Raw genomic sequence first — 26,841 nt, 5'->3', positions numbered from 1 at the left:
GCCGCTGCCGCTGCCGCTGCCGCTGCCGCTGCTGTTGCCGTTGCCGCTGCTGTCGGCCGGCCGTTCCGGACCGGTGAGCGCCCGGAGCGCGGGCTGGTGGAAACCGCCCGTCACCACCAGCACCGGACGGTCCCCGGCCGCGGCGACGGCCGCCCGCACCCACGCCGCCATGTACGTCTCGCGCGCCCGGTCGCCCGCGTCGGCCTCCGCGTCCCCGCGCACCAGGGCGAAGTACGCGTCGAGCCGCTCCGCGAGACCGTCCGCAGGCTCGACCTCGAACAGCCGGTCCCACAGCGCGTCCGGCGAATCCACCGCGAATCGCCGGCACAGCCGGTCCGTCGCCTCCGCGTAGCGGGCCTCGGCGTCGGCGTACCGGTTGGCGCGCTCCGCGAACGCCGGGTGCCAGGCCGGGAGATCGATGAAGCGCACCTCCGCCCCGGCCGCCCGCCCCGCCCGCAGCGCGACCCACTCCGGCGAGTAGTCGCACAGCGGGGCCCAGGACGTCGCCGCCCGGTCCTCGTCGCGGTAGTGGCCGAACACCGCGACGGGCAGCTCGTGCCCGAGCAGCAGCTCGTCCAGGCGCCCGTTCATCTCGGCGGGCCCCTCGACGAGCACATGGGCGGGGCGCAGCTCCTCGACGGTCCGCTCGACGAGCCGCGCGCAGGCGGGGGAGTGGTGCCGCACCCCCAGGAACACCGCGGACATCAGCCGGCCAGCAGATGACGCGCGTCGTACAGGGCCCGCCACGCCGGCCCGCGACGGTGCGGCACCTCCTGCTCCAGATAGCGGCGCAGCCGGGCCAGGTCCTCCGGGCTGTCCTTGGCCGCCGTCCCCGCCAGACACGCCACCACATCGGCGGCGCTGCCCGGCTCGCCGCGCAGGAACCAGCCGCGCACGCCCACGGCATGGGCGACCGACACGGCCTCCGCCGTGCTCATCACCGCCGAGGGGCGGTCCGGCCCCACCCCCGTTCCGCCCTGCTCGCCGACCCCGGTACGCAGCTCCCGGAACGTCGCCACCAGGACCTCCAGCACGTCCCGGTCCGGCGGCGGCTCCACCCCGGAACGCCGCAGCAGAGCCGTCGCCTCCGCCTCGACGAGCGCCAGTTCGGTGTCCAGGTCCGGGATCGGGAACACGGTCTCGAAGTTGAACCGGCGCTTGAGCGCCGCGCTCATCTCATTGACGCCCCGGTCCCGGGTGTTGGCCGTCGCGATGACGTTGAACCCCTGACGGGCGAAGACCATGCCGTCCGGCCCGGTCAGCTCGGGAATCGCCACCACGCGTTCGGAGAGCAGCGACAGCAGCGAGTCCTGCACCTCCAGTGGGCAGCGGGTGATCTCCTCGAAGCGCACCAGCCTGCCCTCGGCCATGCCGCGCAGCATCGGCGCCGGCACCAGCGAACGGGTGGACGGCCCCTCCGCGACCAGCAGCGCGTAGTTCCAGCCGTACTTGATCTGGTCCTCGGTGGTGGCGGCGCCGCCCTGCACCGTCAGGGTCGAGTCCCCGCTGACCGCGGCCGCGATCAGCTCGGAGAGCAGCGACTTGGCGGTGCCCGGCTCCCCGACCAGCATCAGCCCGCGGTTCGTCGCCAGCGTCACCAGCGCGCGGTCCACGAGCGAGGGGTTGCCGACGAACTTCCGGCCGATGCCCGACTCCGGGTCACCGACGACGAAGCGGCGCGCCGCGCGCAGGCTCAGCGCCCAGCCGGGCGGCCGGGGCCCGCGGTCGTCCGCCCGCAGCGCGGCGAGCTCGTCCGCGTACCGCACCTCGGCCGGGGGCCGCTGCACCGGCCCCGTCGCGCCGTCCGGCTCCCCGGCGCGCCGCGGTTCGTTCCCTACGGTCATGACGCGGCGCCCTCGGTGAGCTCGGTCAGGTCGACGAGGAGCTCGGACACCGTGACCGGGTCCAGCGAGGAGAAGCGGAGCGGGTGCTCATGCGAGGACCAGTGGTCCTGGGGCCGGACGTCGAGCCACACCGTCTCCAGGATCTGCTCGGGGAACACGTCGACCGCTCCGGCCGCGATGCCGCCGTCCAGGGCGATCACCAGACAGCGGTCGTCGCCCAGCCGCTTGGAGATCCAGCGCTCCACCCCGGCGTCCTGCGGCTCCCCGCGTTCCCAGCCGCGCCGCTCCAGGCCGAGGACCTTCCCGGTCGGCACCTTCAGCCCCTCGAACCGGGGGAGCCGGTAGCCCTCGCGCTCCCCGTCGGACAGCGTGAGCACGGCGCGGCCCAGCTGCGGGAACGGCTGGAGGATCTCGTAGTCGGCGAACAGCTCGGACCAGGCGGCCAGTTCGCCGCCCAGAAGGACCGGGTGCGCCAGCCGCACCGTCGCGTCCTCGGCCAGTTCGAAGACCTCGTCCTCCACGTCGGCGAACGTGCGGTCCTCCGCGACCCGGAACGCGGCGCGCGCCCCGTCGTCCGTCTCGCTCAGCCACACCAGGCGGCGCACCAGATGCCAGAGCAGCGGATGGGCGACGAACAGCTCCGCGAACTCCCGCGCCGTCCAGGAGCGCCCGGTCACCATCGCGCTCTCCAGCCTGCGCACCTGGTCCGACGCGATCGTCCGGACGTCCTTCTTGATCGCCATGAACCGCTTGCGTTCCGCCGGGGCGAGCTCCGCGTCGTCCCGGGCCCCGGGCTTGGGCAGGTCCTTGCGGCGCTTGCCGTCCTCGTCCAGCACATACGGCCGCAGCTGCTCGTCGAAGCCGACCGTGAACCTGCGCGTGCCGTAGTCGACGACGGTCGAACCGTCCGCGTCCAGGCCCAGGTCCGGCACCAGGCGGTCGGAGAGCTGATCGCCGGTCAGCCCCAGACCGGCGGCGACCTCGGCGATCTTCTCCTGGGCCCGGGCCTTCAGCCCCTTGAACCTCACCCGCTGCGCGATCCCGTGCAGATGCAGCAGCGCGACATCGCTGCCGATCGTCGCCAGGACGTCCAGGCCCTCCACGGCCCGGTGATGGGCGCCGTCACCGGGCCAGGCCCGGACGACGGGTGTGAGCCTGCGCACGGTCTCGTCGTCGCCGAGCAGTCCCAGGGCGTGCAGCACCCACGACTCCTTCGCGGGCAGGTTGGCCATCTGCCACTGCTCGAACAGGGCCCAGGCGAATTCGGCGAGCGAGGCGGCCGTGGCCGTCTCGACGAACGCGGCGACCCCCGGGTACACCTCGCCGGGCTTCGACAGCGCCAGCGTCATCAGGGCGTGGCGCACCGAGCCCTCCGGCAGCGCGCCGCCGGACCGGACCACGATCTGGGGCAGCAGCGCGGGCTCCGCCCAGGCCGGCAGCTCAGGCATCCTGGCGGGCAGCGCCCGTTCCAGCGGATCCGCGGCCAGCAGCACATCGACCGCGGCCAGCGCCTTCGCGCCGAACCCCCGGGCCGCCTCGCGCACCACCGCGTCGCCGTGCAGCGAGGCCGTCACGAGCAGCGCCTGCTCGGCGGCCCGCCGGGGCGCACCGGCCCTGCCCACGGCGTCGGGCACCAGGAGCGGGGCGGCGGCAGCGCCGTGCCGGGCGAACCAGGAGCGAGCCGTCGCCGCGGCGGACTTGAGGCGGACCGCCCAGTCCGCCATGTGCCGGGCCACCCGCACGTCGACGAACGGGAGCAGCAGCGGCGCGAGCGAGGCGGGCTGGCGGGGCGCCGCGCGCAGCAGCATCGGCAGCGCGGCGACGCCGAATCGGGCGACGATCGGCTTGAGCGTGTCCCCGGCGTCCCACAAGTCCGTCGGATCCCAGTCGGCGAGATACGGGGCGACGAGCTCCTCCGGGCCGTGGACGTAGAGCCAGGCCGAGGAGAGACCGCCCTCGTTCAGATCGTGCCGAAGGGCGGGATCGTCCTGGTCCCGGCCCGGCCACCGGCCGTCGGCGCGCCTGGTCGTGTACCAGGACGAGCAGGCCGCCCAGGTCTCCCGCTCGCCGGGCAGCCACGCGACGGAGGGCGCGGCCTCTGCCGTCAGACCCGTCACCACCAGGGCCTCGGCCCTGGCACGGGGGCGGGACCACGGCGGCGTCGTCAGAACCGCCGGGAGGACGTCCGCGGGGGCGTCGGGGATCCGGTCGGCGGGATCGAGCAGCGGTCCCACGACCTCGGCCGCCTCGGCGTCCAGACCGTCGAGCGCGAGGGCCAGCAGCTCGCGGTGGGCCGCGACATGGGTCCGCAGCAACTGGCGCGTCCGGTCGGCGCTCGCGCCCGAGCCCGCGGCACGACGGGACTCGGCGGCCAGCAGCCGCGCGGCCCGCACCGGGTAGCGGCGCATGGCGTCGAGGAGCGCCGGACGGGCGTGCTTCAGATCCGCGTGCGACAGCAGGGCGAGGAACGCCTCGTCGGTGGGGATCTCGGCCAGGGCCTCGGCGGCGTCCGTCACCGCGTCGACGTACTGCCGGCCGCCGTCGAGCACGGCGGCCAGCAGCGGCCCGACGGCCGTGCCGATTCCCTCGGCCGTGGTCGCGAGCAGCGCCTTGGCATGGGCGAAGGAGGGGTGGCGGGAGAAGCACGCCGGCTGGTCGGCGGAGTACAGCGAGCTGAACACCATCGCCAGCAGGCCGCTGTCGTGTTCCTCTGTGACCTCGGGATCGGCGCACAGCTCGTCGACCCATGCCGTCTCGCTCGGCGCCAGGTAGGAGACGACGATCCTGCGCACGGCGTCGGTACGGCAGCCGGCCAGCGCCTCGACCGCCGCGCGGTAGGTCTCCTCGTCCGCCGCGGCGAGGAGCGTACGGACCCGGTTCAGCACCAGCAGGTCGCTCCGCGCCCGGAACGGGGGATGCGGGCGGTCGAGCGTCTTCAGCGCGGGCGTCGTCCGGCTGTTGCCCTGATATCCCCAGGTGGCGTCGACCAGGAGCACCTCGACCGCGGCGCGCGCGGCGAACGGCAGGCCGTGCTGGTCGCACCACCTGTCCACCCAGGCGGAGCAGGACAGGGGCAGCGGGACGATCGTGCTCAGCGCGGCCGCGCCGGTCGGCGCCGGGTCTCCCGCGAGATACGCCCGCAACTGATCGGCCGACGCGGCGTCCGAGGCCGGGGAGTCGACGAACTCCTGGATCCAGGAGGCGTGCTCGACGATCGCGGCGTCGACCCTCTCCAGGTCCTCTCGCGACGTCCTGCCCCGCGCACGGGGGATACCGCCGCGCCGGGGAAGGAGCTCCCGCCTCCAGTCGGAGGGCAGGGTGAAGGTGTCCTCGTCGGGGAGGACCAGGGGCCCGGCGGCCGGGGCCTCCCGGGCGTCCCCCGTCGCCGCGGGCGCGTCCGGAAGGTCCACCTCGCGGTAGCCCTTCCTCTCCTTCTCCGCGATCGCGCGGCGGACCTGCTCCGCCGCGGCCGCGGCCGACGCGTACTCCTTCGTCCGAGTGATCCCGTCGGTCCCGCGCCGCCCGTGACGCACCGTCACGACGGCGCCCTCGGCCCCGGTCTCCCAGAACTTCGACGCAGTGCCCTCGACATACTCCCAGCGGCGCACGGCTCCGCCCCCTTCACTCCCGGACCACCCGCACTCCGGCAGGTTTTCGATCAGTGGCGCCACAGTAGAACGGGCCACTGACAACGCAGCGTGAACGGGGCGTCGGCGCGGTGAACGCGCAGGTCAGCGGGGGAGAGGAGCGGTGAGGTCCGGCCCCTGGGGCGAGGGGGCGTCAGGCTCCGTCAGGGCGCGGAGACCGCGCGTGCGTCGCCGGACGGCGCCCAGGACGGCGCGACCCCCATGACCTGGCAGACCATCAGGAAGAGCGGGATGGGCGGGGTGTACGGGGTGTCGCCGTCGGGCTGGTGGATCAGCCTGGGCCGCACCGCCGGCACCCGCGCGCCCCGCACATAGGAGGCCTGCGCGGGCCAGTCCAGATCCAGGTCGGAGCCGGCGGGCACGATCCACCACCACTGGTCGGCGTCCGCGAAGACGCAACCGGCGCGCGGCAGGTGGGACAGCAGCCGGAAGCCGTACCGGGACGGCACGCCCACGGCGTCGCACCCCAGGGTCGCCGCGAAGGCGGACGGCAGCGGAAGCCGCACCGGTCCCGTGACGGCCGGGTCCCCGGCCTCGTGGGTGCGGCGTGTCTTGCGCAGATGGGACATGGCGTTCCTCAACACGAGGGCTCCGAGCCGTGCGGCAGCTCGGCCCAGACGATCCGGCCCGAGCCGAACTGGGCGTAGCGGGAACCCCAGGCACTGCTCATCGCGTCGACCAGCATCAGCCCGCGTCCGTGCTCGTCGTCGGCGGTACGGCACAGCCTCGGCCCGCTGGGCTGGTGCCCCTGGTCCTGCACGGCTATCCGGAGCCGTCTGTCCAGGCGGCGCAGCTCGCACACGACACGGGCGCTCATGGTGTGCACCACCGCGTTGGTGACCAGCTCGGAGACGATCAGGACCGCGGCCTCGTGCGCCACCTCGTCCAGTCGCCACGCGTCGAGCCGGGCCCGGGCCAGCCGCCGCGCACCGGCCACGGACTCGGGGTGCGCCGGCAGCGCGAAGCAGTACCGGAGCGCTTCCGTCCCGGGGCTGAGGTCCACGAGCCGGGGGATGAGCGCACTGCCAGGTGCCACAACCATTCCTCACAGTGGGGGCTGCGTCACACTCCGTGATCTCACGCGAATGAGCACGGTCGTGACTACGCGAATTGGTTCACGCACCAACTCTCCCCCTGTCTGGAACACTTGGCAAGGGGCACTCTGAAAATTTCAGAGTGACTGTGTCACGGGGTCCTGCGCATGGCACACTGCTGCCAAACAGCGCATGGGGAGGTCTGAAGTGAGCGAACCGCGGTCCGCTCCGACCGTGGGTCAGGTCGTTCTCGGCAAGCGCCTGCAGGATCTGCGGGAGCGGGTCGGACTGAGCCGTGACCAGGCTGCCAAGGTGCTACGGGTCGCACCCGCGACGGTACGCAGGATGGAGACCGCCGAGGTCGCTCTGAAGATCCCCTACGTCCAGATGCTGCTGCAGGCGTACGGGATCCCGGACGACGAGGTCGAGGCCTTCGTCGGTCTCGCCGAGGAGGCCAACAAGCCCGGATGGTGGCAGCGCTACCACGACGTGCTGCCCGACTGGTTCAGCATGTACGTCAGCCTGGAGGGCGCCGCCAGCCTTCTGCGCATGTACGAGCCGCACTTCGTGCCCGGTCTGCTCCAGACCGAGGACTACGCGCGTTCGGTGCTGCGCACGGGGGCCGTCGGCCAGACCAGGCCCGAGGACATCGAGCGCCATGTCGCGCTGCGGATGCGGCGGCAGTCCCTGCTCCAGGGACCGGACGCCCCGAAGCTGTGGGTGGTGATGGACGAGACGGTGCTGCGCCGCCCGGTCGGCGGCGCCGACGCGATGCGCGGGCAGATCGACCGGCTCCTCGAGGCGACCGAGATGCCGCATGTGACCCTGCAGATCGCGGAGTTCTCGACCGGTCACCACCCGGGCACCTACGGCCCCTTCGTCCTCTTCCGATTCGGGGTCCCCGAACTCCCCGACATGGTTTACAGCGAGTACCTGACCGGCGCGGTCTACTTCGACGCGCGCGCCGAGGTGGCCTCCTACCTCGAAGTCATGGACCGCATGGCGGCTCAGGCCGCGACTGCACAACGCACGAAGGAGATCCTCCGGGATTTCCGCAAGGAGCTGTGATGGATCCCATATACAACGGCATGCCCGCCGCCGAGCTCGGCGCCGAGGGCTGGCACAAGCCGTGGAGCGGCGGGAACGGAGGCAACTGCGTCGAAGCCATGAAGCTGTCCGACGGCAGGGTCGCCGTCCGCCAGTCCGCCGATCCGGACGGCCCCGCCCTGATCTACTCGCACCACGAGATCGCCGCCTTCATCCAGGGGGCGAAGTCGGGTCAGGCGGACTTCCTCCTGACCTGACGCCCCGATCCGGCCGGTCCGGCCCGGCCGGCGTGACCGCCCCGACCCTTCCGATCCGAACGGAGGACCCCGCAGCAGACCGGACGGCTTTCTTTCCGAACACCCGGCGTCGCCGCCCGTCCCTGTCCCACACTGCTGCTGTCCGCCGACCCAAGGACCCCTGGAGCGCGTATGACCGGGTACGACCCCCGAGCCGCGGAGATCGACACCAGCCGTCCGCATCCCGCGCGGATGTACGACTGGTTTCTCGGCGGCAAGGACAACTACCCGGTCGACGAACAGATGGCCCGGCAGTTGCTGGCCCTGCAACCCCGGGGACGCGACATGGCGCGGGTCAACCGGGCCTTCATGCACCGGGCCACCCGGTGGCTGGCCGAGAACGGCGTCCGGCAGTTCCTCGACATCGGCACCGGCATCCCCACCGAGCCCAACCTCCATCAGATAGCCCAGCGGGTCGCCCCGGAGGCGCGCGTCGTCTACTGCGACAACGACCCGATCGTCCTCGCGCACGCGGCCGCCCTGCTGCGGTCCACCCCCGAGGGCGCCACCGAGTACCTCCAGGCCGATGCCCGCGAGCCGGAACTCATCCTCGAAGAGGCCGCCCGGATCCTCGACTTCGACCGGCCCATCGCGCTGTCGATGCTGGCCCTGCTGCACTTCCTGGACGACGAGGACGAGGCGACCGGCCTCGTCGACCGACTGGTCGGACGGCTGCCCCCGGGCAGTTTCCTGGTCCTGTCGCAGACCACCGGGGACTTCGACCCCGACGGGGCGGAGGAGGCGTCCGCCGTGTACCGGGCCCGCGGCATGACGCTGCGGCTGCGCACGCGCGCCGAGTTCACCGCGTTCTTCGACGACCTCGAACTCGTCGAACCGGGCGTCTCGCTCTCCGCCGACTGGCGTCCGGAGCTGGGCGAGCCCGTCGACGTCCCCGGCGACGAGCCGATCCCGGGCTACGCCGGGGTGGCCCGCAAGCCCTGACCGCCCCGGCGACGCGTTCCGACCGTCCCGCGGCTTGTCCGGGGCGTGGAGGACGACGGCCGCCCCGGCCCGGGGAACAGGCCCGGGGGGAGACAATGGGGGCATGTCACGACGCACCACACGACCGAGGCGGTCCGCCGCCCGCGCGGAGCGGCCTTCCGCGATCACCGGCCCGTCGACGTGCCCCTGCGGCCTGCCCGGCGCCTACGCCGACTGCTGCGGCCGTCTGCACGCCGGGGCCGCCGCGTCCACCTGCGAGGCGCTGATGCGTTCCCGGTACAGCGCGTTCGTCGTCCGGGACGAGGCGTATCTGCTCCGCACCTGGCACCCGGACACCCGGCCGCCCGCCGTCGACTTCGATCCCACGATGCGGTGGGACCGCCTGGAGGTCCTGGAGACGACCGGCGGCAGCGCCTTCCACACCACGGGCACGGTCACCTTCCGGGCGCACTGCACCGTCGGCGGGCAACCGGACGCGCTCCACGAGAAGAGCCGCTTCACCCGTCTCGACGGCGCCTGGGTGTACGTGGCCGCGGATTTCTGAGAGCCGTCCGGCCCGCCCGCGCGGGCACGCGCCGACGGACGCCCGGCCCGACCGGGGCCCCGGGGCGCCCGTTGTGCGGGGGGCCGGGCGCAATTCCCGCCGGAGCGCCCGCCCGCGCGTCGGGCGGGCGGGTCACCACGCGCTGCCGGGGCGCACCGGCAGCCGCGGGTGATGGGCGGCGAGGATCTTGTTGGCGCGCGCCAGCTCCGCGAGCGCCTGTTCGCGGTCGGCCTGGTCCTCGGTGCAGAGCAGGGGGCCGCGGAACCGGCGCACCTCCCGTGCGGCGCACGCGGCGTCGAACTCCGCCCGCAGGATGTGCGGGGGGATGCAGGAGCCGATCAGCGCGGCGACCCGGTCCGGGATCGGCACGGGGAAGAGCGGGTACGGGGCGGTCATGGGGGTTCCCTCTCGGTGATCGGCCAGGAGACGGTTCCGGGCTCGGCCGCCGGGCGGGCGGCCGACCCCTCCATGTGTACGGCACACAGTTCCGGGTTTCTCCTTGAGAACGTCTCCGTGTGGCAACCGTTTGGGACTGACCGGCTATTTCGCCTTACTCCAGGGTAAGTTGACCTGCCGTGCGCCACGTGATCCGGCTCCGGCCCGTTCGGCCGGCGGTTCGGGCGGGACGCCGTCGTCTCCGGCGCGCGGTTGCAGTTGGAGCGCGCGCAGCACCGCCTCGGTCGAGAACCGGGATTCGGGGTCGACGAGCTGCTCGCCGAAGATGGACTCCAGATTGCGCATCCGGTAGCGGACCGTCTGCGGGTGCACATCGAGCAGTTCGCCCATCTGGGCCGCGGTGCCGCGGGTGTCGAGCCAGATCCGCAGGGTCTCGATCAGCCGCTCGCGCCGGTTGGGGCTGATCCCGGCGAGCGGGGCCAGCTCGCGTCGTGCCAGCTGGTCGAGGAGAGCCGTGTCGGACAGCAGCCAGAGGGTGATCAGATGGTCCTCGCTAAGGACGATCGGCCCGTCCTCGATCACGCCCGCGTCGACGAGTTCGAGCACGCGACGGGCCCAGCGGATCGAGTCGGAGGCGTTGACGGCGGGGACGGTCAGACCGACGGCGGCGTGGTGGCCCCGGAGCGCCCGTTCGAGCATGCGTCTTCGCGCGTCGTCGAGCGGCCCGGGGACGAGTAAGTGCGGCTGGGGGTCGGTGAAGTCGACGAGGACGTCCCGGTCGGCGCCCGCTCCGCCCGGATCCGCCGGCGGGCGCACGGCCACGAGCGTCACCTGGTCGGGCATGGTCCAGCCGGTCTGCTCGCACAGTTCGGCGATGGCCGTGCGCGGCACCGGCCGCCCGGCGAGCAGCAGATGCAGCAGCCGGCGCCGGAGCGTGCCCATGTGGTCGGCCGAGGCCGCGCGGACCTCCAGATAGCCCTCGCGGGAGAGGGCCTCCAGCTCGTCGACGTAGGTGAACAGGGCGTCGGCGAAGGCGAGCATCATCGTGGGGGAGAGGTTGTAGCGCCGGCCGATCTTCTTGGCCCGGCGCAGCGCGATCCGCGCGCCCAGCCGGTACGCGCCGTGCAACTGGTCCAGGGTGCGGCCCTCGTACGCCTCGTACCGGCCGAACCTCCGGCACATCTCGTCGCGCAGGGTGGAGGGGGCGGTCGGCTCGGCGACCTGGTCCACGAAGACGGAGATGGTCTGCTCCACCCCGACCCGGATGCCCTGTCCGTACGGGCCGTCGAGCAGTCGCGCGTACACGGGATAGGCCCGGGTGACCTCCAGTCCTATCTCCTTGATCAGACTGGGTATCTCGGGACGCACGATCGCGGCGAACTCCTGTGGCAGGGGTCCGAGCGGCTCTCCGAGTTCCGAGGGCTGTGCAACTCCCGGCATTCCTGTGTCCCTTGCTCTCCGGCGCCCGAGTGGGGGGTGGGCCGTGGGAGGAGCGCTCCCAAGCCGTCAGGTGCGTACCAACGTGGGCTGCTGAAGATAGTCCACGCGCGCGCCCGTGCACACAGGCACGACAGGACGAGATGTAGGGGGCACCTACCGCGGCTGCGGACGCGGAGTGCCGCGAATCCCGGACTCGCGGATTCCGTTTCATCCGGTAAGAGGGTGGAACCGGGTTGTCGTTCCGTGACAGGAATTCCCGGGGTTTCCCGGAGAATATGTACCGCCCTCACATGAGGGAATGCGATACGGCCGTCGACGGGTGGACAAGTGGACCGCCTCGCCGCCGGTGAGTCAAGAGGGCGGCGGAACGCGATTGCGGCGCGAAGGCTTTCTCCGGACGGCGCGGTTCCGTCCGGCGCCCGGCGGAAAGGGCCGGGGAACGGCGTCGGCACTCGCCTCTCCGGCCCTTGAGGAACGATCCCTTTCGCGAGGTGTCGCGGCCCGCAGCCCCTGCCGGGAATACGGCCGAGCGCGAGGCGGGACCGTCGGCCGATCCGGCCGAATCCCCTGTTGCGCCCCGGGGAGACGGGGGTCTCCCGCGCTCGGCGGGCGAGGGGGAACGTCCCTTCGGGAAGCGGCCGCGACGCGATAACGGACGGACTCGCGACAGTGCGGGCCGCCGTGAAACCCTCCCCGGGCGGGGCCGACGAGCGGCGGCGGGGCCGGCCTCGGGGCGCCGTCCGTACTCACTTGTGGACAAGATTTCGGGGACCGGCACTCGGCGTACGACAAATCACCGACCGGGATTCGCGCTGCGGGAGATTCTTCGGCGTGACTGTTGCGAAGCAACGTTACCCGACCGTAGCGTCTTCGCCGAACGCAAGTGGTCTCGCAGTCGGTCAGGTTGGACTGCCACTTCTCTGTCCTGTGCCCCCATCGGAGTTCCAGCCATTCCGGCGGGACGGGTTCTCCGCATGGGTCACGCCTTCTGAAGGGAAATGGAACCGTGAACACCCTTGCACGCAGAGCCGCATTCGTCACCGCAGCCCTCGGCGCGGCCATCGGCATGACCGTGTCGTCGGCCTCGGCCACCGCCACGTCGCATTCCTGGACGGTCAGCCCGGGCGGCGCATTCACCGCCAAGGCCACCCTGCCGACCCTGGACGTGCCCCTCGTCCAGCTCGTCTGCGACTCCTCCTCCGTGACGGCCGGGACGCTCCAGGCGAGCAGCGCCGACGGCGTCGGCATCGGCAGCATCAACAAAATCACCTTCACCGGCTGCGACGTGGGCGGCATCTCCTTCACCGTCTCCATGGCCGCGACTCCCTGGAAGCTCAACGTCCTCCAGCCCAACGCCACGCACACGGACTGGGTCGACGGCACCGTCAGCGACATCTCGGCGCACATCTCCGGCGTCGGCTGCAACGCGGACTTCAAGGGCAAGGTGTACGGGCACTACGACAACACCAAGGGCTCCCTCGTCATCGACGGCACCGGAAGCGACCTGAAGGCGTCCAACGCCAGCTGCCTCGGCCTGATCAGCAACGGCGACGTGGCCAGCTTCAACGCCGAGTACGTGGTGAGCCCGAAGCAGAAGATCACCGCCACGTCCTGACGCGGCGGCCCGGGCGGGGACAGCCCGGATCACAACCGGCTCGGGGTGGCGGGCGGACCCAGGTCCGCCGCCGCCCCGAGCGGCCGTTGACGGCCCGCCCGGCGGGTCCGGCGCCAGGGGGCCGCGCCGGACCCGCCGGCCGCGGCCGTTTCCCCATACCCGTACCAAGGGAGGACAGCGCCAGTATGAAGGTGAAGACAACGGTGACCGGCGGCGGACGATCGGTGCGGCTGGCCTCGGTCGCGACCGCCGCGCTCCTCGCGGGAATGCTGTCCGGATCCGGATCCGCCGCGGAGGAGGGCGGCGGACCGGCGACCCTCGACTACGACTGCGCGCTGCCCGGCGGGACCGAGCGGGTCGCCGTCGAGGTCACCACGGCCCTCCCGGCGTCCGGCGTCGCCGGGACGCCGCTGGAGCCCGGACCGGTGACGGTCGGCGTACGGCTCTCGCGGGCGGAGCTGGAGAAGCTCCTGCCGCCCGGCGCCGAGGCGGTGGTGAGCACCGCGGAACTCGACGTGGAGATCCGGCAGAAGGGCCGGTCCGCCACCGCCCGGTGGATGAACCTCTCCGCCCCAGGGACCGAGGTCCCCGCCGAGGGAGGGACGGAGCTCGTCCACACCGGCCCCGTCCCGTCGGTCACCCTGCCGGCCGCGGGCGACACCACCTTCACCGCAGGCCGCCTCACGCTCGGAGTGCGCCCCGCCGCCGACACCGCCCAGCAGCCCGGATCCGCCGCCGCGACGGTGACCTGCGAACCCGGCGAGGACGCAAGCGCGCCGCTGGCGACCGTGCCCGTGTCGGACGGCGCCGCCGACCCCTGGCCGTCGAAGAGCCCGGGCGACGACGGACCCGGGAACGAGGACACGGCCTCCGGCGCCCGTGACGGCATCGCGGTGGAGCCGCGCGCGGCGGCCGACGACGAGGACCCGTGCCCCGTCGACCCACCCACCGGAACCGCGGACTGGAGCGACGCGCCGAAGCCGCCGCCCGGGGCCGACGTCATGGAGGTCGACATCCCCGGCGGCGGGACGTTCGGCTGCGCCTACGCGGTCGGCCTGGCCAACGTGTACAAGCTGAACGGCGCGATGATCGTCAACGACCCCGCCAAGAAGCCCGGACTGATCAGCGTCCTGGCGAACGTGCACCGGGGCCAGCGCGCGGCCAACGCCGAGGGCGGCTACTACCTCCGGCTCGACTCGCTCGGCAACCTGAGCCTGCCGGACGCCGATTCCACCTTCCTCACGTTCGGCTTCCAGCCCGTGTCCGCGAAGGTGGCGTTCGAGAACGGACCGCTCACGATCTCGACCGGAAACATCGGCATGGGCACGAGCAAGACCTACTTCGCCACGGCCTCCTTCACCCAGTCGCTCCGCCTGCACGACGTCGAGGTCAACGGAACCCCTCTGGACGTGGGGCCGAACTGCCGCACCTCGAAGCCGTACAAGGTGGTGCTGAGCGGGGACTTCCCGAAGTACGTCAACGTCTTCGGCGGCGGGCCCATGAACGGCGAGGTCGACATCCCGCCGTTCTCCGGCTGCGGAACCGGCGGCGAGGACCTGGACAACCTGTTCACGGCGGCCATCTCGGGACCGGGGAACGTCGTCGCGATGAACCAGGGCATGACCTGCGTCCCCTCGGACAGCAGCACCTTCTGCCCGCCCACCGTGCCCGCGCTGCCGGGCCGGGAGACCCCCGAGGGCTGACGCCGGCCGTCAGCCGCCGCCCGCGCCGCCCCAGGCCGCGCCGCCCCGGCCCGCGCCGCCCCAGGCCGCGTCCGGCCGCCGCCCGCGTCCGGCCGCCGGGCGGCGCGTTCGCCGGGCGGAGGCGGCGAGGACATGCGGACGGGGCCACCCTCCCCCTCGGGTGGCCCCGTCCGTCGTGCGGTCCCCCGGCCGGTTACCGGGCCGCCGAGTGCCAGTACTGGGACATCAGCTTGCCCGCGTCCGGGGCGGCGCCGCTGGGGTCGTTGATCGTGGCCACATAGGTCTGGGCGTTGTTGAGCACCACGTTGTTCTTGCCCGAGGCGGAGGGGAGCCCGGTCTTCAGGTTCACCGCCCAGTCGAGCAGGCCGAGCCCGCAGCCGCCGGCCCCCGGCACCGAGTAGGAGGTGTCCGTCTGATCGGCGCCGAGCAGGCTGATGCGGCCCATGGGGCCCGCCGCGTTGGGCGTGCCGTCGCCGTCGAACTGCTGGGTCCCGGGGGTGGGCCGGGTCAGGTTCTGCGGGTGGAGCAGGATCGGGTTCGACGCGGAACCGATGTAGCAGCCGTCACCGAGGAACGGGTTCTCCAGATGGATCCGCACCGGGAGCGTGATGATCGGCTTGCCGGTGGTGACACCGGCCAGGAGCTGGAAGTCGCTGGGGTTGCCGACCGACTCGATGGTGGCGGTGACCCGGTTGAGCGTGCTGTTGGTGATCTGGTCGCAGATGGCGCTGATCACCGGGACGCCGTTGGGGCACATCAGGCCGAGCAGTCCGCCGGGGATCTGCGCGGAGTCGGCCACCAGAGCGCCGCCGGGGGGCGAGACCACCGTCGACCCCCCGCCCGGGTGCGTGATCACACCGACCTGGAGGTCGCTGGCGCCCACCGGCACGGTGGTGTTGCCGAGCTTGATGGAGCCGCTCGCCGAGTGCGAGGAGACGCAGACCGCGGTGTCGTTCAGCCCGTCGGCGGCCAGCATGGCCGGCGCGTCCACCGGACACCGGGTGAACGGGGCCCAGTCGCCGTTGAGTTGTGTGGCGGCGGCGGCCGATCCCACGGACGCGAAGGCGGCGAGCGCGGTGAAGGAGGCCAGCAGCCCCAGGCGCGCCCGTCTCGAACCAGATCTCATGTCGTCCCCTTTATTCTCCAGGCAGCCGCCACCGGGCGGCCGAGTAGGCGGAGTTGTTCGGTCTGCCTGTGACGCAGCGAAATGGGCGCCTTTTCGGGCAGGGTTTTTCGGGCGCACAGGTCATCGGCGTGCGGCACGGGTGCCGGAGTCCCGGCGAACCATGCCGGATCGGACTCCCTTTCACCGAGCCGTGAGGTTACTGGCGGGAAACACCCCGCACAATCCCGTCGTTCGACATTGTCGTCGCGATGGCGACTTCTCGTCCCTGGATGAGTGCGGTCCGCGGACGACTTGTCATCCGGTGCGCATCCCGTGGCGACGGAACCGGCCATCACTGGAACGGCCGACCGGGGAGAATCCCCGCCGGGCGTCCGTTTTCCCCGGTCCGGCCGCCGCCGGCCCGCCGCGCGGGAGCGTCGGGCCGTTTTCCCGGACACGGCGGGAAGTTGTCATCGAATGACAGGTTTCCCCGGCCCTCTGCTCAATTCCCGCGCAGAACGCCCCGGCCCGGCCCGGGCGCGCGAAAACTTGGAGAACCGCTATTGCCCGGTCAGGTTACCCGGCCGTAACGTCCCTCCCTGAGCAACTCGGCCGCGGAGCCCGGTGGTTGCCGCCCCGGGAAAAGGAGACCTCGTCGTGACCTGCGCGCGCGGGAGCCTCCGGCCGGAAGACCTCCGGCCCGCGCCCGGTGGGGGCGGCGCGCGGGGGCATGCTCCCGCCTCGCCCCCGCGGCCCGGCGGGACGCGTCGGACGCGCCCGCGGCCGCCGCCCGGTTGCGCATCGGCCGACAAACCGTACGCGGGAGTTTGTCATCGCGTGACAAAAGGCCGGGCTCTCCGAGAAATGGCTGTTCAAGGGCTTGTCCTGGCGGTCCCGGTGAACTTAACGTGCGCCCCTCGGTGCACTTCTGTCACTTCGTGAGTGCACGCAGGAGGTGGGATGGGAATCGAAGTAGTCGTCGAGGGCCTCACCAAGTCTTTCGGCAAGCAGAACATCTGGCAGGACGTGTCGCTCACCTTGCCCGCCGGTGAAGTAAGCGTCATGCTCGGCCCGTCCGGCACCGGAAAGACGGTTTTCCTCAAGTCCGTCATCGGACTGCTGAAACCGGAACGGGGACGTGTTCTCATCAACGGCGTCGACATGGTGAACAGCCCGGAGCGGGACATCATGGAGACCCGCAAACTCTTCGGGCTCATGTTCCAGGACGGAGCGCTCTTCGGCTCGATGTCACTGTTCGACAACATCGCCTTTCCCCTGCGCGAGCACACCCGGAAAAAGGAATCCGAGATCCGGCGCATCGTCATGGAACGGATCGACATCGTCGGACTGCTGGGTTCCGAGGACAAACTGCCCGGCGAGATCTCCGGGGGAATGCGCAAGCGCGCCGGACTGGCCCGCGCGCTCGTGCTCGACCCGCAGATCATCCTCTGCGACGAGCCGGACTCCGGGCTCGACCCGGTGCGCACCGCCTACCTCTCCCAGCTCCTCATCGACCTGAACGCGCAGATCGACGCCACGATGCTGATCGTCACCCACAACCTCGACATCGCCGCCACGGTCCCCGACAACATGGGGATGCTGTTCCGCCGCAACCTCGTGACCTTCGGCCCGCGCGAGGTGCTGCTCACCAGCGACGAGCCGGTCGTCTCCCAGTTCCTCGCCGGGCGCCGGGAGGGCCCCATCGGCATGTCCGAGGAGAAGGACGCGGCCGCTCTCGCCGCCGAGCGGCTGAACGCCGGCGCCGGAACCGCCCCCGGCCCGCGCACCGTCGTGCCCCAGCTGGAGCCCTCGCCCGGGATGCCGGTCCGCCAGGCCGCCCTGCGCCGCCGCGAGCGGGTCCTCGGCATGCTGGACCGGCTCCCCGAGGCCGCCCGGACCGCCATCACGAACAGCTACGCCCCGGCCGCCGGCGGTGCCAGACCATGACCTCCGAGATTCCGGTGCGGCCCCCCGGACCGCCCGCCGCCGACGCCGCACCGCAGGACCGGGAACCGGCGCCCCGGCCGCCGACCCGGCTGCTCGCGCCGCTGCGCGAGACCGGGAAGCTGTTCGCGCTCGCCCTGTCCGTGTGCCGTTCGGTCTTCCGGAGGCCCTTCCAGCTACGGGAGTTCGTCGAGCAGTTCTGGTTCATCGCCAGCGTCACCATCCTGCCCGCCGCCCTCGTCTCCATCCCGTTCGGCGCGGTCATCGCCCTCCAGGTCGGCTCGCTCACCCAGCAGCTCGGCGCCCAGTCCTTCACCGGCGGCGCCAGCGTCCTCGCCGTGATCCAGCAGGCCAGCCCCCTCATCGTGGCGCTGCTCATCTCCGGCGCGGGCGGCTCCGCGATCTGCGCCGACCTCGGCTCCCGGAAGATCCGCGAGGAACTGGACGCGATGGAGGTCATGGGCGTCTCGCCCGTCCAGCGCCTCGTCGTCCCCAGAGTGCTGGCCACCATGGGCGTGGCCGTGCTGCTCAACGGGCTGGTCTCCGTCGTCGGCACCCTCGGCGGCTACTTCTTCAACGTGATCATGCAGCACGGCACGCCCGGCGCGTACCTCGCCAGCTTCTCCGCCCTCGCCCAGCTGCCCGACCTCTACATCAGCGAGATCAAGGCGCTGATCTTCGGCTTCATCGCGGGCATCGTCGCCGCCCACCGCGGACTGAACCCGCGCGGCGGCCCCAAGGGCGTCGGCGACGCGGTCAACCAGTCCGTCGTCATCACCTTCATGCTGCTGTTCTTCGTGAACATGATCCTCACGGCGATCTATCTCCAGATCGTCCCCGCGAAGGGGAGCTGAGAGACGATGTCCATGCTCGGCTGGCTGGATCGCTCGGGCGACCAACTCACCTTCTACCTGCGCGCGCTGGTCTGGATCCCGCGCACCCTCCGGCGCTACCTCAAGGAGGTGCAGCGGCTCCTCGCCGAGGTCGCCTTCGGCAGCGGCGGACTCGGGGTCGTCGGCGGGACCATCGGCGTGATGATCGCCATGACTCTCTTCACGGGCACGGTCGTCGGCCTCCAGGGCTACGCCGCCCTCAACCAGATCGGCACGTCCGCGTTCACCGGCTTCATCTCCGCCTACTTCAACACCCGCGAGATCGCCCCGCTGGTCGCCGGGCTCGCCCTCTCCGCGACCGTCGGCGCCGGGTTCACCGCCCAGCTCGGGGCGATGCGGATCAACGAGGAGGTGGACGCCCTCGAAGCGATGGGAGTGCGGTCCATGCCGTACCTCGTCACGACCCGGGTCATCGCCGGAGTGGTCGCGATCATCCCGCTCTACGCGATCGGACTGCTCTCGTCCTATGTGGCGTCCCGCTACGTCACCGTCCTGTTCAACGGGCAGTCCGAGGGCACCTACGACCACTACTTCAACCTCTTCCTCTCGCCGGACGACGTGCTGCTCTCCGTGCTCAAGGTGCTCGTCTTCAGCGTGATGGTGATCCTCGCCCACTGCTACTACGGCTTCCGCGCCGAGGGCGGGCCCGCCGGAGTCGGCATCGCCGTGGGCCGGTCGGTGCGCAACGCCATCGTGCTGATCAGCGTCACCGACTTCTTCCTCTCGCTCGCCATCTGGGGCGCCACGACGACCGTGAAGGTGGCCGGATGATGCAGACGACGAAGACGGGCACGATCCGCCGCCGGCTCGCCGGGGTCGGCTTCCTGCTGGTGCCCGTCGCGCTGGTATGGACCTCCGTCGCCGTGTACAACAAGGACTTCACCCACGACGCCACCGTGATCGTGCGCACCGGCAGCGTCGGCAACGAGATGCACCAGAACGCGGACGTGAAGCTCCGCGGCGTCGTCGTCGGGCAGGTCCGCGCCATCGAGGCCGACGGGAAGGGGGCCCGGCTCACCCTCGCCATCCGGCCCGACAGGCTGGGCAGCATCCCGTCGGACGTCACCGCCCAGATGCTGCCCACCACCCTCTTCGGCGAGCGGTTCGTGGCCCTCGTGCCGCCCGAGGTCCCCTCCTCGAAGCCCCTGAGGGCGGGCGACACCATCCCGCAGGACCGCTCCAGCAACGCCATCGAACTGGAACAGGTCCTCGACGACGTCCTGCCGCTGCTCACCGCCGTGCAGCCGCAGAAGCTCTCCGCCACCCTCACCGCCGTCTCCCAGGCGCTCCAGGGGCGGGGCGAGAAACTGGGCGACACCCTGGTCACGCTCGACGCCCACCTGAAGAAGCTCAATCCCCAACTGCCCACGCTCAACGCCGACATCAAGGAGCTCGTCAGGGTGAGCAGCGTCTACGCGGACGCCGCCCCCGACGTCCTGGACGCGCTCACCGACTTCACCACCACCAGCGGCACCCTCGCCGAACAAGAGGCCGGCCTGGCCGATCTGTACGGTTCGACGACCGCGTCGGCCCAGGACGTCACCGACTTCCTGCGGAAGAACAAGGACAACCTCATCCGGCTCTCCGCGACCGGCCGGCCGACCCTGGAGACCCTCGCGAAGTACTCCTCCGAGTTCCCCTGCACCCTGCGCACCCTCGCCGGTTTCGTCCCGGCGATGGACAAGGCGCTCGGCAAGGGAACGAACCAGCCGGGGCTGCACGTCACCCTGAAGACCGTGCCCTCCAAGGGCAAGTACGTGGCGGGCCGGGACACCCCGGTCTACGACGCGACCGGTGGCCCGCACTGCTACTCGCTGCCGTACGTCGGCGACACCGTGCCGACCGCGGACGTCCGCGCCGCGGACCGGGGGCCTGCGGCCGGCTCCGCGCCCGGCGCCCCCCAAGAGGTCCCGGCGGCCGACGCCCCGCTCGGCATGCCCAACTCCCGGCAGGAGAGCCGGCTCGTCAACGAGCTGGTCGCTCCCTCACTGAAGGTCCAGCCGCGGGACCTGCCCGACTGGAGCAGCGTGCTCATCGGCCCGGCCTTCCGCGGCGCGGAGGTGAAGCTCAAGTGAAGCGCCGTTCCCTCGCGGGCCCGCTCGCGAAGTCGATCGTCTTCGTCCTGGTCACGACGCTGGCCACCAGCGTGCTGGCCCTGTCCATCGCCAACACCGGTGTCGGGGACACCCGTTCGTACAAGGCCAGGTTCACCGACGCCACCGGACTCGTCGTCGGCGACAGCGTGCGGATCGCCGGGGTCAAGGTCGGGCAGGTCGAGTCCATCGAGGTGGCGGACCGACGGCTCGCCGAGGTCGGTTTCACCGTACGCAAGGGGCGGAGGCTCCCGGCGTCGGTGACCGCCTCGATCAAGTACCTCAACATGGTCGGCCAGCGCTACATCGACCTCGACCGGGGCGCCGGACCGGTCGGCGAGGACTTCGCCCCCGGCTCCACCATCCCGCTCTCCCGCACCACACCGGCCCTCGACCTCACCCAGCTCTTCAACGGCTTCCAGCCGCTCTTCGAAGGGCTCTCCCCGCCGGACGTCAACAAACTGGCCGGTTCCATCGTCCAGGTGCTCCAGGGCGAGGGCGGCACCGTCGACAGCATCATCCAGCACGTCGGCTCGCTGACCGGCACCGTCGCCGCCAAGGACAAGGTGATCGGCGAGGTGATCAAGAACCTCAACACGGTCCTGAAGACCGTCAACGACCGCGAGGCGGGCTTCAACGACCTCGTCGTCACACTGCAGAAACTCGTCACCGGTTTCGCCGGCGACCGCGAGCCGCTGGGCCGGGCGGTCACCGCGATGGGCGCCCTGACCACCGTCACCGCCGACCTCCTCGACGACGGACGAGGGCCCCTCAAGGACGACATCGCCCAGCTCGGCCGCCTCTCCGACCGGCTCGCCGACAACTCGCCGAAGATCGAGGACTTCCTGCGGAGGACCCCCGCCAAGATGACGGCCATCAGCCGCCTCGCCTCCTACGGCTCCTGGCTCAACCTCTACCTCTGCGAGGCGAGGGTCACCGGCGTGACGACCAGCGACGGCAGCCCGCCGCCCACCGGCATCGCCATCACCCAGCCGAGGTGCCTGTCATGAGGATCAGACCCGTGCGGGAACGCAACCCCGTCGCCGTCGGCGTCGTCGGCCTGCTCGTCCTGGCCCTCGTCGGACTCGCGGCCTACCGGGCCGACTCGCTGCCCTTCATCGGCGGCGGCACCGTGTACAGCGCCGACTTCACCGAGTCCGCAGGGCTCACCGAGGGCGACGAGGTGCGGATCGCCGGCGTGAAGGTCGGCAAGGTCACCGGGGTCGCCCTCGACGGCGCCAGGGTGAAGGTCACCTTCCGGGTGAAGGACGCCTGGATCGGCGACTCCAGCACCGTGGGCATCGCCGTCAAGACCCTCCTCGGCGAGAAGTACCTCGCGGTCGACCCGCTCGGGGACCGGCCGCAGGACCCCGCCGACCGCATCACCACGAGCCGCACCACCTCCCCGTACGACGTCACCCAGGCGTTCGACGGGCTGGGGGAGACCCTCGGGGAGATCGACACCCGGCAGCTCGCCAAGAGCTTCGAGACCATCTCCACCACCTTCAAGAACTCCCCGCCGAACGTGAAGAGCGCCGCCGAGGGGCTCTCCGCGCTCTCCAGGACCGTCTCCGAACGCGACGCGCAACTGGCCGTCCTGCTCAGGAGCAGCAAGCAGCTGACCCGGACCCTCGCCGGAAAGAAGAGCAGCATCGAGACCCTGCTGGAGGACGGCAACCTGCTCCTGGGCGAGATCCAGGCCCGCCGCGACTCGATCCACCTGCTGCTCACCGGCACCCGGGACCTGGGCACCCAGCTCACCGGACTCGTCGAGGACAACGACAAGCAGCTGGGGCCGACCCTCGAAGCGCTGGGCCGGGTCACCGCGGTCCTGCGAAAGAACCGCAAGAGCCTCGACCAGGTGCTGTCGCTCGCCGGTTCGTACAACCGGCTCGTCGGCAACACCCTCGGCAACGGCCGCTGGTTCGACAACTACGTCTGCGGGGTCGTGCCGAGGAACTACCTGCCCGCCGACACCCCGCCGGCCACCGGATGCATGCCTCCCCGGCAGGAAGGCGGCCACTGAGATGAGAACCACCCGCATCATCGGCGTCGGCGCCGGACTCGCCGTCGTCGCCGTCGCCGCCACGACCGGGGTGATGGCCCTGGACGACCGCGGCGGCAGCACCGTCACCGCGTACTTCGACCGGGCGACCGGCGTCTACGCCGGATCCGACCTGCGGATCCTCGGTGTGAAGGTCGGCAGGGTCCAGTCGGTGGAGCCGCGCGGCAAGGAGGTCGAGGTGGTGCTGCGCGTCGACCGGGGCGTCAAGGTGCCGAAGGACGCGCACGCCGTCGTCGTCGCCCCCAGCCTGGTCGCCGACCGGTACGTGCAGCTGGCCCCCGCCTACACCGGCGGGCCGCTGCTCGCCGACGGCGCCGAACTGCCCGCCGCGCACAACGCCACGCCGGTCGAGGTCGACCAGCTCTACGACTCCATCACCGAACTCGCCACCGCGCTGGGTCCAAAGGGGGCGAACTCCGAGGGCGCGCTCGCGGGGCTCCTCGACACCGGCGCCGAGAACCTCAAGGGCAACGGCAAGGACATCGGGGACTCCATCGAACAGTTCGGCAAGGCGACGAAGACCCTCGACAAGAGCAGCGGGGACCTCTTCGACACCCTCTCCCACCTCCAGACGTTCACCACCATGCTGAAGGACAACGACGGGGACGTGCGCGCCGCCGAACAGCAACTCGACTCCGTGACCGGCTTCCTGGCCGACGACCGGAAGAACCTCGGCGCCGCGCTCAAGGAGCTCGGCACCGCGCTGGGCCAGGTCAAGACCTTCATCGAGCACAACCGCTCCGCGCTCAAGAAGAACGTGGACGCGCTGGTCCCGCTCACCCAGTCCCTCGTCGACCAGCGGGCCTCCCTGGCCGAGTCCCTCGACGTCCTCCCGCTCTCGGCGGGCAACGTGCTGAACGCCTACGACCCGAAGAACCGCACCCTCAACGGGCGGACCGACCTCAACGAACTCAGCATGGGCGGCCCCCTCACCGGCGCGTCCGCCGCGCTGCGCGGACTCTCCCCGGTGGACGCCGCACGACGCCGCGCGCTGCCCGCACTGCCGCTGCCGGCGGTGGGCACGGTCTACGGCACCCCCGCGGGAGCCGACGCCCCGGGGAAGACCGCGAAGACCGGCGCGGCCGGTCACGACGCGGGAAACGCGTCCGGTCACGACGCGGGAAAGGGGACCGGCCGATGAGCGGGAGGAACCGCGCGCCCGGGGCGCTCGCGGGCGCCGGCGCCACCGCCCGGGTGGCGGCCGGCGTCGTCTGCGCCCTCGTCCTCACCGGCTGCGGGGCCCCGCAGTTCTCCGGCATCGAGCAACTTCCCCTGCCCGGCGGCGCGGACCTCGGCGACCACCCCTACGAGATCACCGCCGACTTCGGGGACGTCCTCAGCCTCTCCCCGCAGTCCTCGGTGAAGGTCAACGACGTCGCCGTGGGCCGCGTCACCGGGATCGACCTGGTGCCGGGCAGCTGGCAGGCCCGGGTCACCATGCGGGTCAACGCGAAGGTCGAGCTGCCCGCCAACGCCTACGCCCACCTGGAGCAGTCCAGCCTCCTCGGCGAGAAGTACATCCAGCTCTCGCCGCCCGCACGGGGCACCGCACGGGGCTCCCTCTCCGACGGGGACCGGATCCCCCTCTCCCGCACCAACCGCAACCCGGAGGTCGAAGAGGTCTTCGGCGCCCTGTCGATGCTCCTGAACGGCGGCGGCATCAACCAGCTGAAGACCATCACCACCGAACTCAACAAGGCGATGGCCGGGAACGAGCCCAGGATCCGGTCGATGCTCGACCGGCTCGACACACTCGTCAGCGATCTCGACGACCACCGGGAGGACATCACCGAGGCCCTCGACGGCGTCAACCGGCTCTCCACCACCCTCGCCACCCGCAAACAGCAGGTGGGCAAGGTCCTCACCGACCTCAGCCCCGGCATGAAGGTCCTGGAGAAACAGCGCGGCTCACTGCTGGCCATGCTCCGGGCCCTCGACACCCTCTCCACCGTCGCCGTCGACACCGTCAACAAGAGCAAGGCCGACACCATCGCCGACCTCAAGGCCCTCGCCCCCACCCTCAAGGCGCTCGCGGACTCCGGGAACGACCTGCCCGACTCCCTCCAGGTGCTGCTCACCTACCCGTTCACCGACGAGGTGCTGCGCGGGGTGAAGGGCGACTACCTCAACGTCTACCTCGACCTGACGGCCGTGCCCGGCACGCAGATCATCCCGGCGTTCGACCCGGACGCGGTGTCGGCGGCCGGGGCGCGCGCGGCGGCCGTGCCGTCGGCCGGACAGGGGCTGCCGCTGCCGCTCCCCTCGGTCACCGCGCCCGTCTCCAGGACCCCGGACGCGACGGCGCCGACGAACCCGGAGACCCCGGGCACGACCCCGTCGGGCACACCCCGGGGAACCGCACCGGCCACCGCGGCCCCGGGCACGTCCCCGTCATCGCCGGACGGGGCCCCGGCCCCGGACCGGCCGTCGCCCTCGGAGGGGAGCAACCGGTGATCACCCTCGCCATCAGGCTGAAGAACATCGCCTTCCTGATCATCGCGGTCCTGGTGCTCGGCTACCTCGGAGTCCGGTACGCCGACCTCGGCCACTACGTCGGCCTGCGCGACTACTACACCGTGAAACTCCAACTTCCCCGGACCGGCGGCCTGTTCACCCACTCCAACGTCACCTACCGGGGCGTCTCGGTCGGGCGGGTCGGCCCCATCGAACTCACCGACGACGGCGTCGAGGCCGAGCTGCGGATCGACAAGTCCGCCCCGCCCATCCCGGACGGACTGAAGGCCGTCGTGGCCAACCTGTCCGCGGTCGGGGAGCAGTACGTCGACCTGCGGCCGACCCGGACCGGCGGGCCATACCTGGCGAACGGCTCGGTCGTCTACCAGGCCGACGCCACCGTCCCGGCGCCCGTGACCGACATCCTCACCAGCGTCGACGCGCTCGCCGGATCGGTCGACCTGGAGTCGCTGCGCACCGTCGTCGACGAGTTCGGCGCCGCCTTCACCGGCCGGGGCGACGACCTCCAGGTCCTCCTGGACACCGGCAGCGACTTCGTGCGGGCCGCCGACGACGCGCTTCCCGTCAACACCAAGCTGATGGCCGACGGCCAGGTGGTACTGCGCACCCAGGCCGAACAGGGCGAGGCGCTCAAGGGATTCGCCTCCGGCGCCCGCCGGCTCGCGGCCCAGCTCAAGGGTTCGGACGCCGACCTGCGGAAGCTGATCGCCGCCGCCCCCGACGCCACCGGACAGATCAGCGGACTGCTGCGCGACCTCGATCCCGGCCTCGGCGTCGTCGTCGCGAACCTCCTGACGACCTCCGAGGTCGCCGTGACCCGGCAGCGCGGCATCGAGGAACTCCTGGTGAAACTGCCCGCCGTGGTCGCGGCGGGAGCCACCGCCGTCGACGAGGACGGCGCCAGGTTCGGCATGTCCGTCACCTTCTTCGAGCCGCTGCCCTGCACCGCCGGATACGGCGGCACCACCTACCGCAACGGCCTCGACACCTCGGCGGGCCCCGCCGTCAACACCAAGGCGCGCTGCACCTCCTCGCCCGGCACCGGCGTCAACGTGCGCGGCAGCGCGAACGCGCCGACGGGCGGACCGCTGCCCGCGCCGGCCCGACCCGGGTCGCTGCGTCTCGGGGCCGACGCCGGGGGCGTGCTCCCGGGCGCGCTCGGAGCCACCGGAGACACCGCGCCCGCCCCCCGGGACATGTCCGGCCTGCTCGGACTGGAGGCCGGCCGGTGAGCGCGCGCACCGCACGCCTCGGCGGCTGGGCGGCCGTACTCGTCGCCGTGCTGGTCTGCGCGCTCGGCGGCTGGTCGTACGCGCGGGCGCGCGGCGACGACACCCTCGCCTACGCCAAGAGCCGCGACGCCGCGCTCACGGCGGGCAGGCACCATCTCGCCCGGCTGAACAGCCTGGACGGCACGGACGCCCGGAGCGTGGACGACGGGCTGCGGCAGTGGCTCGACGTCTCCACCGGTCCGCTGCACGACCAGCTCGCCCGCACACGCGAGAAGGACGCGGACGAGCTCCGCAGGAACGGCGGCACGGCGCGCGGCACCGTCACCGACGCCGCGCTCACCGCGCTCGACGAGCGGGCGGGCACCGCCGGGCTGATCGCCACCGTGGACGTGCGGATCACCCCGCGCACCGGCCCGGCGGGCACCGAGCGCAAGCGCTTCGAGGCCACGCTGGCCCGTACGGCGGACGGCTGGAAGGTCAAGGCGCTCACCGCGATTCCGGTCGGTGCGGCATGAGGAGCGGGGGA

General features: G+C 71.9%; 24 protein-coding genes. 16 read left to right on the top strand and 8 right to left on the bottom strand.

The annotated features are described in order from the left end of the window. From WA762_RS04310 to WA762_RS04290, 5 genes are all read right to left on the bottom strand, one after another. Window positions 1-705, bottom strand: a 705-nt coding sequence (locus WA762_RS04310) for a DUF5682 family protein (RefSeq protein WP_335933009.1), incomplete at its 3' end; no start/stop codon positions are given. Continuing rightward, window positions 705-1,844 (bottom strand): ATP-binding protein, encoded by a 1,140-nt coding sequence (locus WA762_RS04305; protein WP_335933006.1) that lies wholly within the window; start codon window positions 1,842-1,844, stop codon window positions 705-707. The genes WA762_RS04310 and WA762_RS04305, both read right to left, overlap by 1 nt. Then, entirely contained in the window at window positions 1,841-5,452 is a 3,612-nt protein-coding gene (locus WA762_RS04300) for a DUF4132 domain-containing protein (protein WP_335933004.1), read from the bottom strand. Before WA762_RS04300 ends, WA762_RS04305 begins: the two co-directional genes overlap by 4 nt. A gap of 182 nt (window positions 5,453-5,634) precedes the next feature. Next, window positions 5,635-6,075: a hypothetical protein gene (locus tag WA762_RS04295; RefSeq protein WP_335933002.1), complete on the bottom strand. Its 441-nt coding sequence runs from the start codon at window positions 6,073-6,075 to the stop codon at window positions 5,635-5,637. Beyond that, entirely contained in the window at window positions 6,069-6,527 is a 459-nt protein-coding gene (locus tag WA762_RS04290) for an ATP-binding protein (RefSeq protein WP_335933001.1), read from the bottom strand. The genes WA762_RS04295 and WA762_RS04290 overlap by 7 nt, the downstream gene beginning before the upstream one ends. A 205-nt stretch (window positions 6,528-6,732) precedes the next feature. On the opposite strand from WA762_RS04290, the gene WA762_RS04285 reads away from it, so the two are divergent. The 4 genes from WA762_RS04285 (at window position 6,733) to WA762_RS04270 (ending at window position 9,354) form a co-directional block, all read left to right on the top strand. After that, complete coding sequence (locus tag WA762_RS04285) at window positions 6,733-7,593, top strand: helix-turn-helix domain-containing protein (protein ID WP_335932999.1); 861 nt, start codon at window positions 6,733-6,735, stop codon at window positions 7,591-7,593. Further along, window positions 7,593-7,829: a DUF397 domain-containing protein gene (locus WA762_RS04280; protein ID WP_335932997.1), complete on the top strand. Its 237-nt coding sequence runs from the start codon at window positions 7,593-7,595 to the stop codon at window positions 7,827-7,829. The genes WA762_RS04285 and WA762_RS04280 overlap by 1 nt, the downstream gene beginning before the upstream one ends. 171 nt (window positions 7,830-8,000) lie before the next feature. Beyond that, the gene (locus WA762_RS04275) at window positions 8,001-8,810 is read left to right on the top strand and encodes an SAM-dependent methyltransferase (protein WP_335932996.1); all 810 of its coding nucleotides are present in this window, start codon (window positions 8,001-8,003) and stop codon (window positions 8,808-8,810) included. A 103-nt stretch (window positions 8,811-8,913) separates the two neighbouring features. Further along, window positions 8,914-9,354 carry a YchJ family protein gene (locus WA762_RS04270; protein ID WP_335932994.1) on the top strand — a complete coding sequence of 147 codons (441 nt, stop codon included), beginning with the start codon at window positions 8,914-8,916 and terminating at the stop codon, window positions 9,352-9,354. A gap of 132 nt (window positions 9,355-9,486) precedes the next feature. Here the strand turns inward: WA762_RS04270 and WA762_RS04265 are convergent, their stop codons facing one another. Further along, window positions 9,487-9,750, bottom strand: coding sequence for a hypothetical protein (locus WA762_RS04265; RefSeq protein WP_335932993.1), 264 nt, complete (start codon window positions 9,748-9,750; stop codon window positions 9,487-9,489). Between the two features lie 144 nt (window positions 9,751-9,894). Next, a complete protein-coding gene (locus WA762_RS04260) occupies window positions 9,895-11,190 on the bottom strand; it encodes a PucR-like N-terminal domain-containing protein (protein WP_335932992.1) in 1,296 nt (431 codons plus the stop codon). A gap of 1,006 nt (window positions 11,191-12,196) precedes the next feature. Between WA762_RS04260 and WA762_RS04255 the strand changes: the two genes are divergently transcribed. Both WA762_RS04255 and WA762_RS04250 read left to right on the top strand, forming a co-directional pair. Beyond that, entirely contained in the window at window positions 12,197-12,805 is a 609-nt protein-coding gene (locus WA762_RS04255) for a hypothetical protein (protein WP_335932990.1), read from the top strand. 185 nt (window positions 12,806-12,990) lie between these two features. Next, a complete protein-coding gene (locus tag WA762_RS04250) occupies window positions 12,991-14,508 on the top strand; it encodes a DUF6801 domain-containing protein (RefSeq protein ID WP_335932988.1) in 1,518 nt (505 codons plus the stop codon). A gap of 193 nt (window positions 14,509-14,701) precedes the next feature. On the opposite strand, the gene WA762_RS04245 is transcribed toward WA762_RS04250, so the two are convergent. Beyond that, window positions 14,702-15,634: a hypothetical protein gene (locus WA762_RS04245; RefSeq protein WP_335932987.1), complete on the bottom strand. Its 933-nt coding sequence runs from the start codon at window positions 15,632-15,634 to the stop codon at window positions 14,702-14,704. A 939-nt stretch (window positions 15,635-16,573) separates the two neighbouring features. Between WA762_RS04245 and WA762_RS04240 the strand changes: the two genes are divergently transcribed. The 10 genes from WA762_RS04240 to WA762_RS04195 are packed head-to-tail and all read left to right on the top strand — an operon-like array spanning window position 16,574 to window position 26,830. Beyond that, window positions 16,574-17,560 (top strand): ABC transporter ATP-binding protein, encoded by a 987-nt coding sequence (locus WA762_RS04240; protein WP_335932986.1) that lies wholly within the window; start codon window positions 16,574-16,576, stop codon window positions 17,558-17,560. Beyond that, window positions 17,557-18,411, top strand: coding sequence for an MlaE family ABC transporter permease (locus tag WA762_RS04235; protein WP_335932985.1), 855 nt, complete (start codon window positions 17,557-17,559; stop codon window positions 18,409-18,411). The genes WA762_RS04240 and WA762_RS04235 overlap by 4 nt, the downstream gene beginning before the upstream one ends. 6 nt (window positions 18,412-18,417) lie before the next feature. Next, window positions 18,418-19,221 carry an MlaE family ABC transporter permease gene (locus tag WA762_RS04230; protein ID WP_335932983.1) on the top strand — a complete coding sequence of 268 codons (804 nt, stop codon included), beginning with the start codon at window positions 18,418-18,420 and terminating at the stop codon, window positions 19,219-19,221. Continuing rightward, window positions 19,221-20,525, top strand: a complete 1,305-nt coding sequence (locus tag WA762_RS04225) for an MCE family protein (protein ID WP_335933029.1) — start codon at window positions 19,221-19,223, stop codon at window positions 20,523-20,525. Before WA762_RS04230 ends, WA762_RS04225 begins: the two co-directional genes overlap by 1 nt. Continuing rightward, window positions 20,522-21,553 (top strand): MCE family protein, encoded by a 1,032-nt coding sequence (locus WA762_RS04220; protein ID WP_335932982.1) that lies wholly within the window; start codon window positions 20,522-20,524, stop codon window positions 21,551-21,553. Before WA762_RS04225 ends, WA762_RS04220 begins: the two co-directional genes overlap by 4 nt. Further along, window positions 21,550-22,569, top strand: coding sequence for an MCE family protein (locus WA762_RS04215; RefSeq protein ID WP_335932980.1), 1,020 nt, complete (start codon window positions 21,550-21,552; stop codon window positions 22,567-22,569). The genes WA762_RS04220 and WA762_RS04215 overlap by 4 nt, the downstream gene beginning before the upstream one ends. A gap of 1 nt (window position 22,570) precedes the next feature. Then, a complete protein-coding gene (locus WA762_RS04210; protein WP_335932977.1) occupies window positions 22,571-23,749 on the top strand; it encodes an MCE family protein in 1,179 nt (392 codons plus the stop codon). Beyond that, window positions 23,746-25,062 carry an MCE family protein gene (locus WA762_RS04205; protein WP_335932976.1) on the top strand — a complete coding sequence of 439 codons (1,317 nt, stop codon included), beginning with the start codon at window positions 23,746-23,748 and terminating at the stop codon, window positions 25,060-25,062. The genes WA762_RS04210 and WA762_RS04205 overlap by 4 nt, the downstream gene beginning before the upstream one ends. After that, window positions 25,059-26,315 carry an MlaD family protein gene (locus WA762_RS04200; protein ID WP_335932974.1) on the top strand — a complete coding sequence of 419 codons (1,257 nt, stop codon included), beginning with the start codon at window positions 25,059-25,061 and terminating at the stop codon, window positions 26,313-26,315. The genes WA762_RS04205 and WA762_RS04200 overlap by 4 nt, the downstream gene beginning before the upstream one ends. Beyond that, entirely contained in the window at window positions 26,312-26,830 is a 519-nt protein-coding gene (locus WA762_RS04195) for a hypothetical protein (protein WP_335932972.1), read from the top strand. Before WA762_RS04200 ends, WA762_RS04195 begins: the two co-directional genes overlap by 4 nt. The last annotated feature ends 11 nt before the right edge of the window (window positions 26,831-26,841 follow it).

The sequence above is a fragment of the Streptomyces tyrfis genome, assembly GCF_037034285.1.
Classification (GTDB): domain Bacteria; phylum Actinomycetota; class Actinomycetes; order Streptomycetales; family Streptomycetaceae; genus Streptomyces.
Note: the sequence above shows the minus strand (reverse complement) of the source record. Positions and strands in the feature narration are given on the sequence as shown.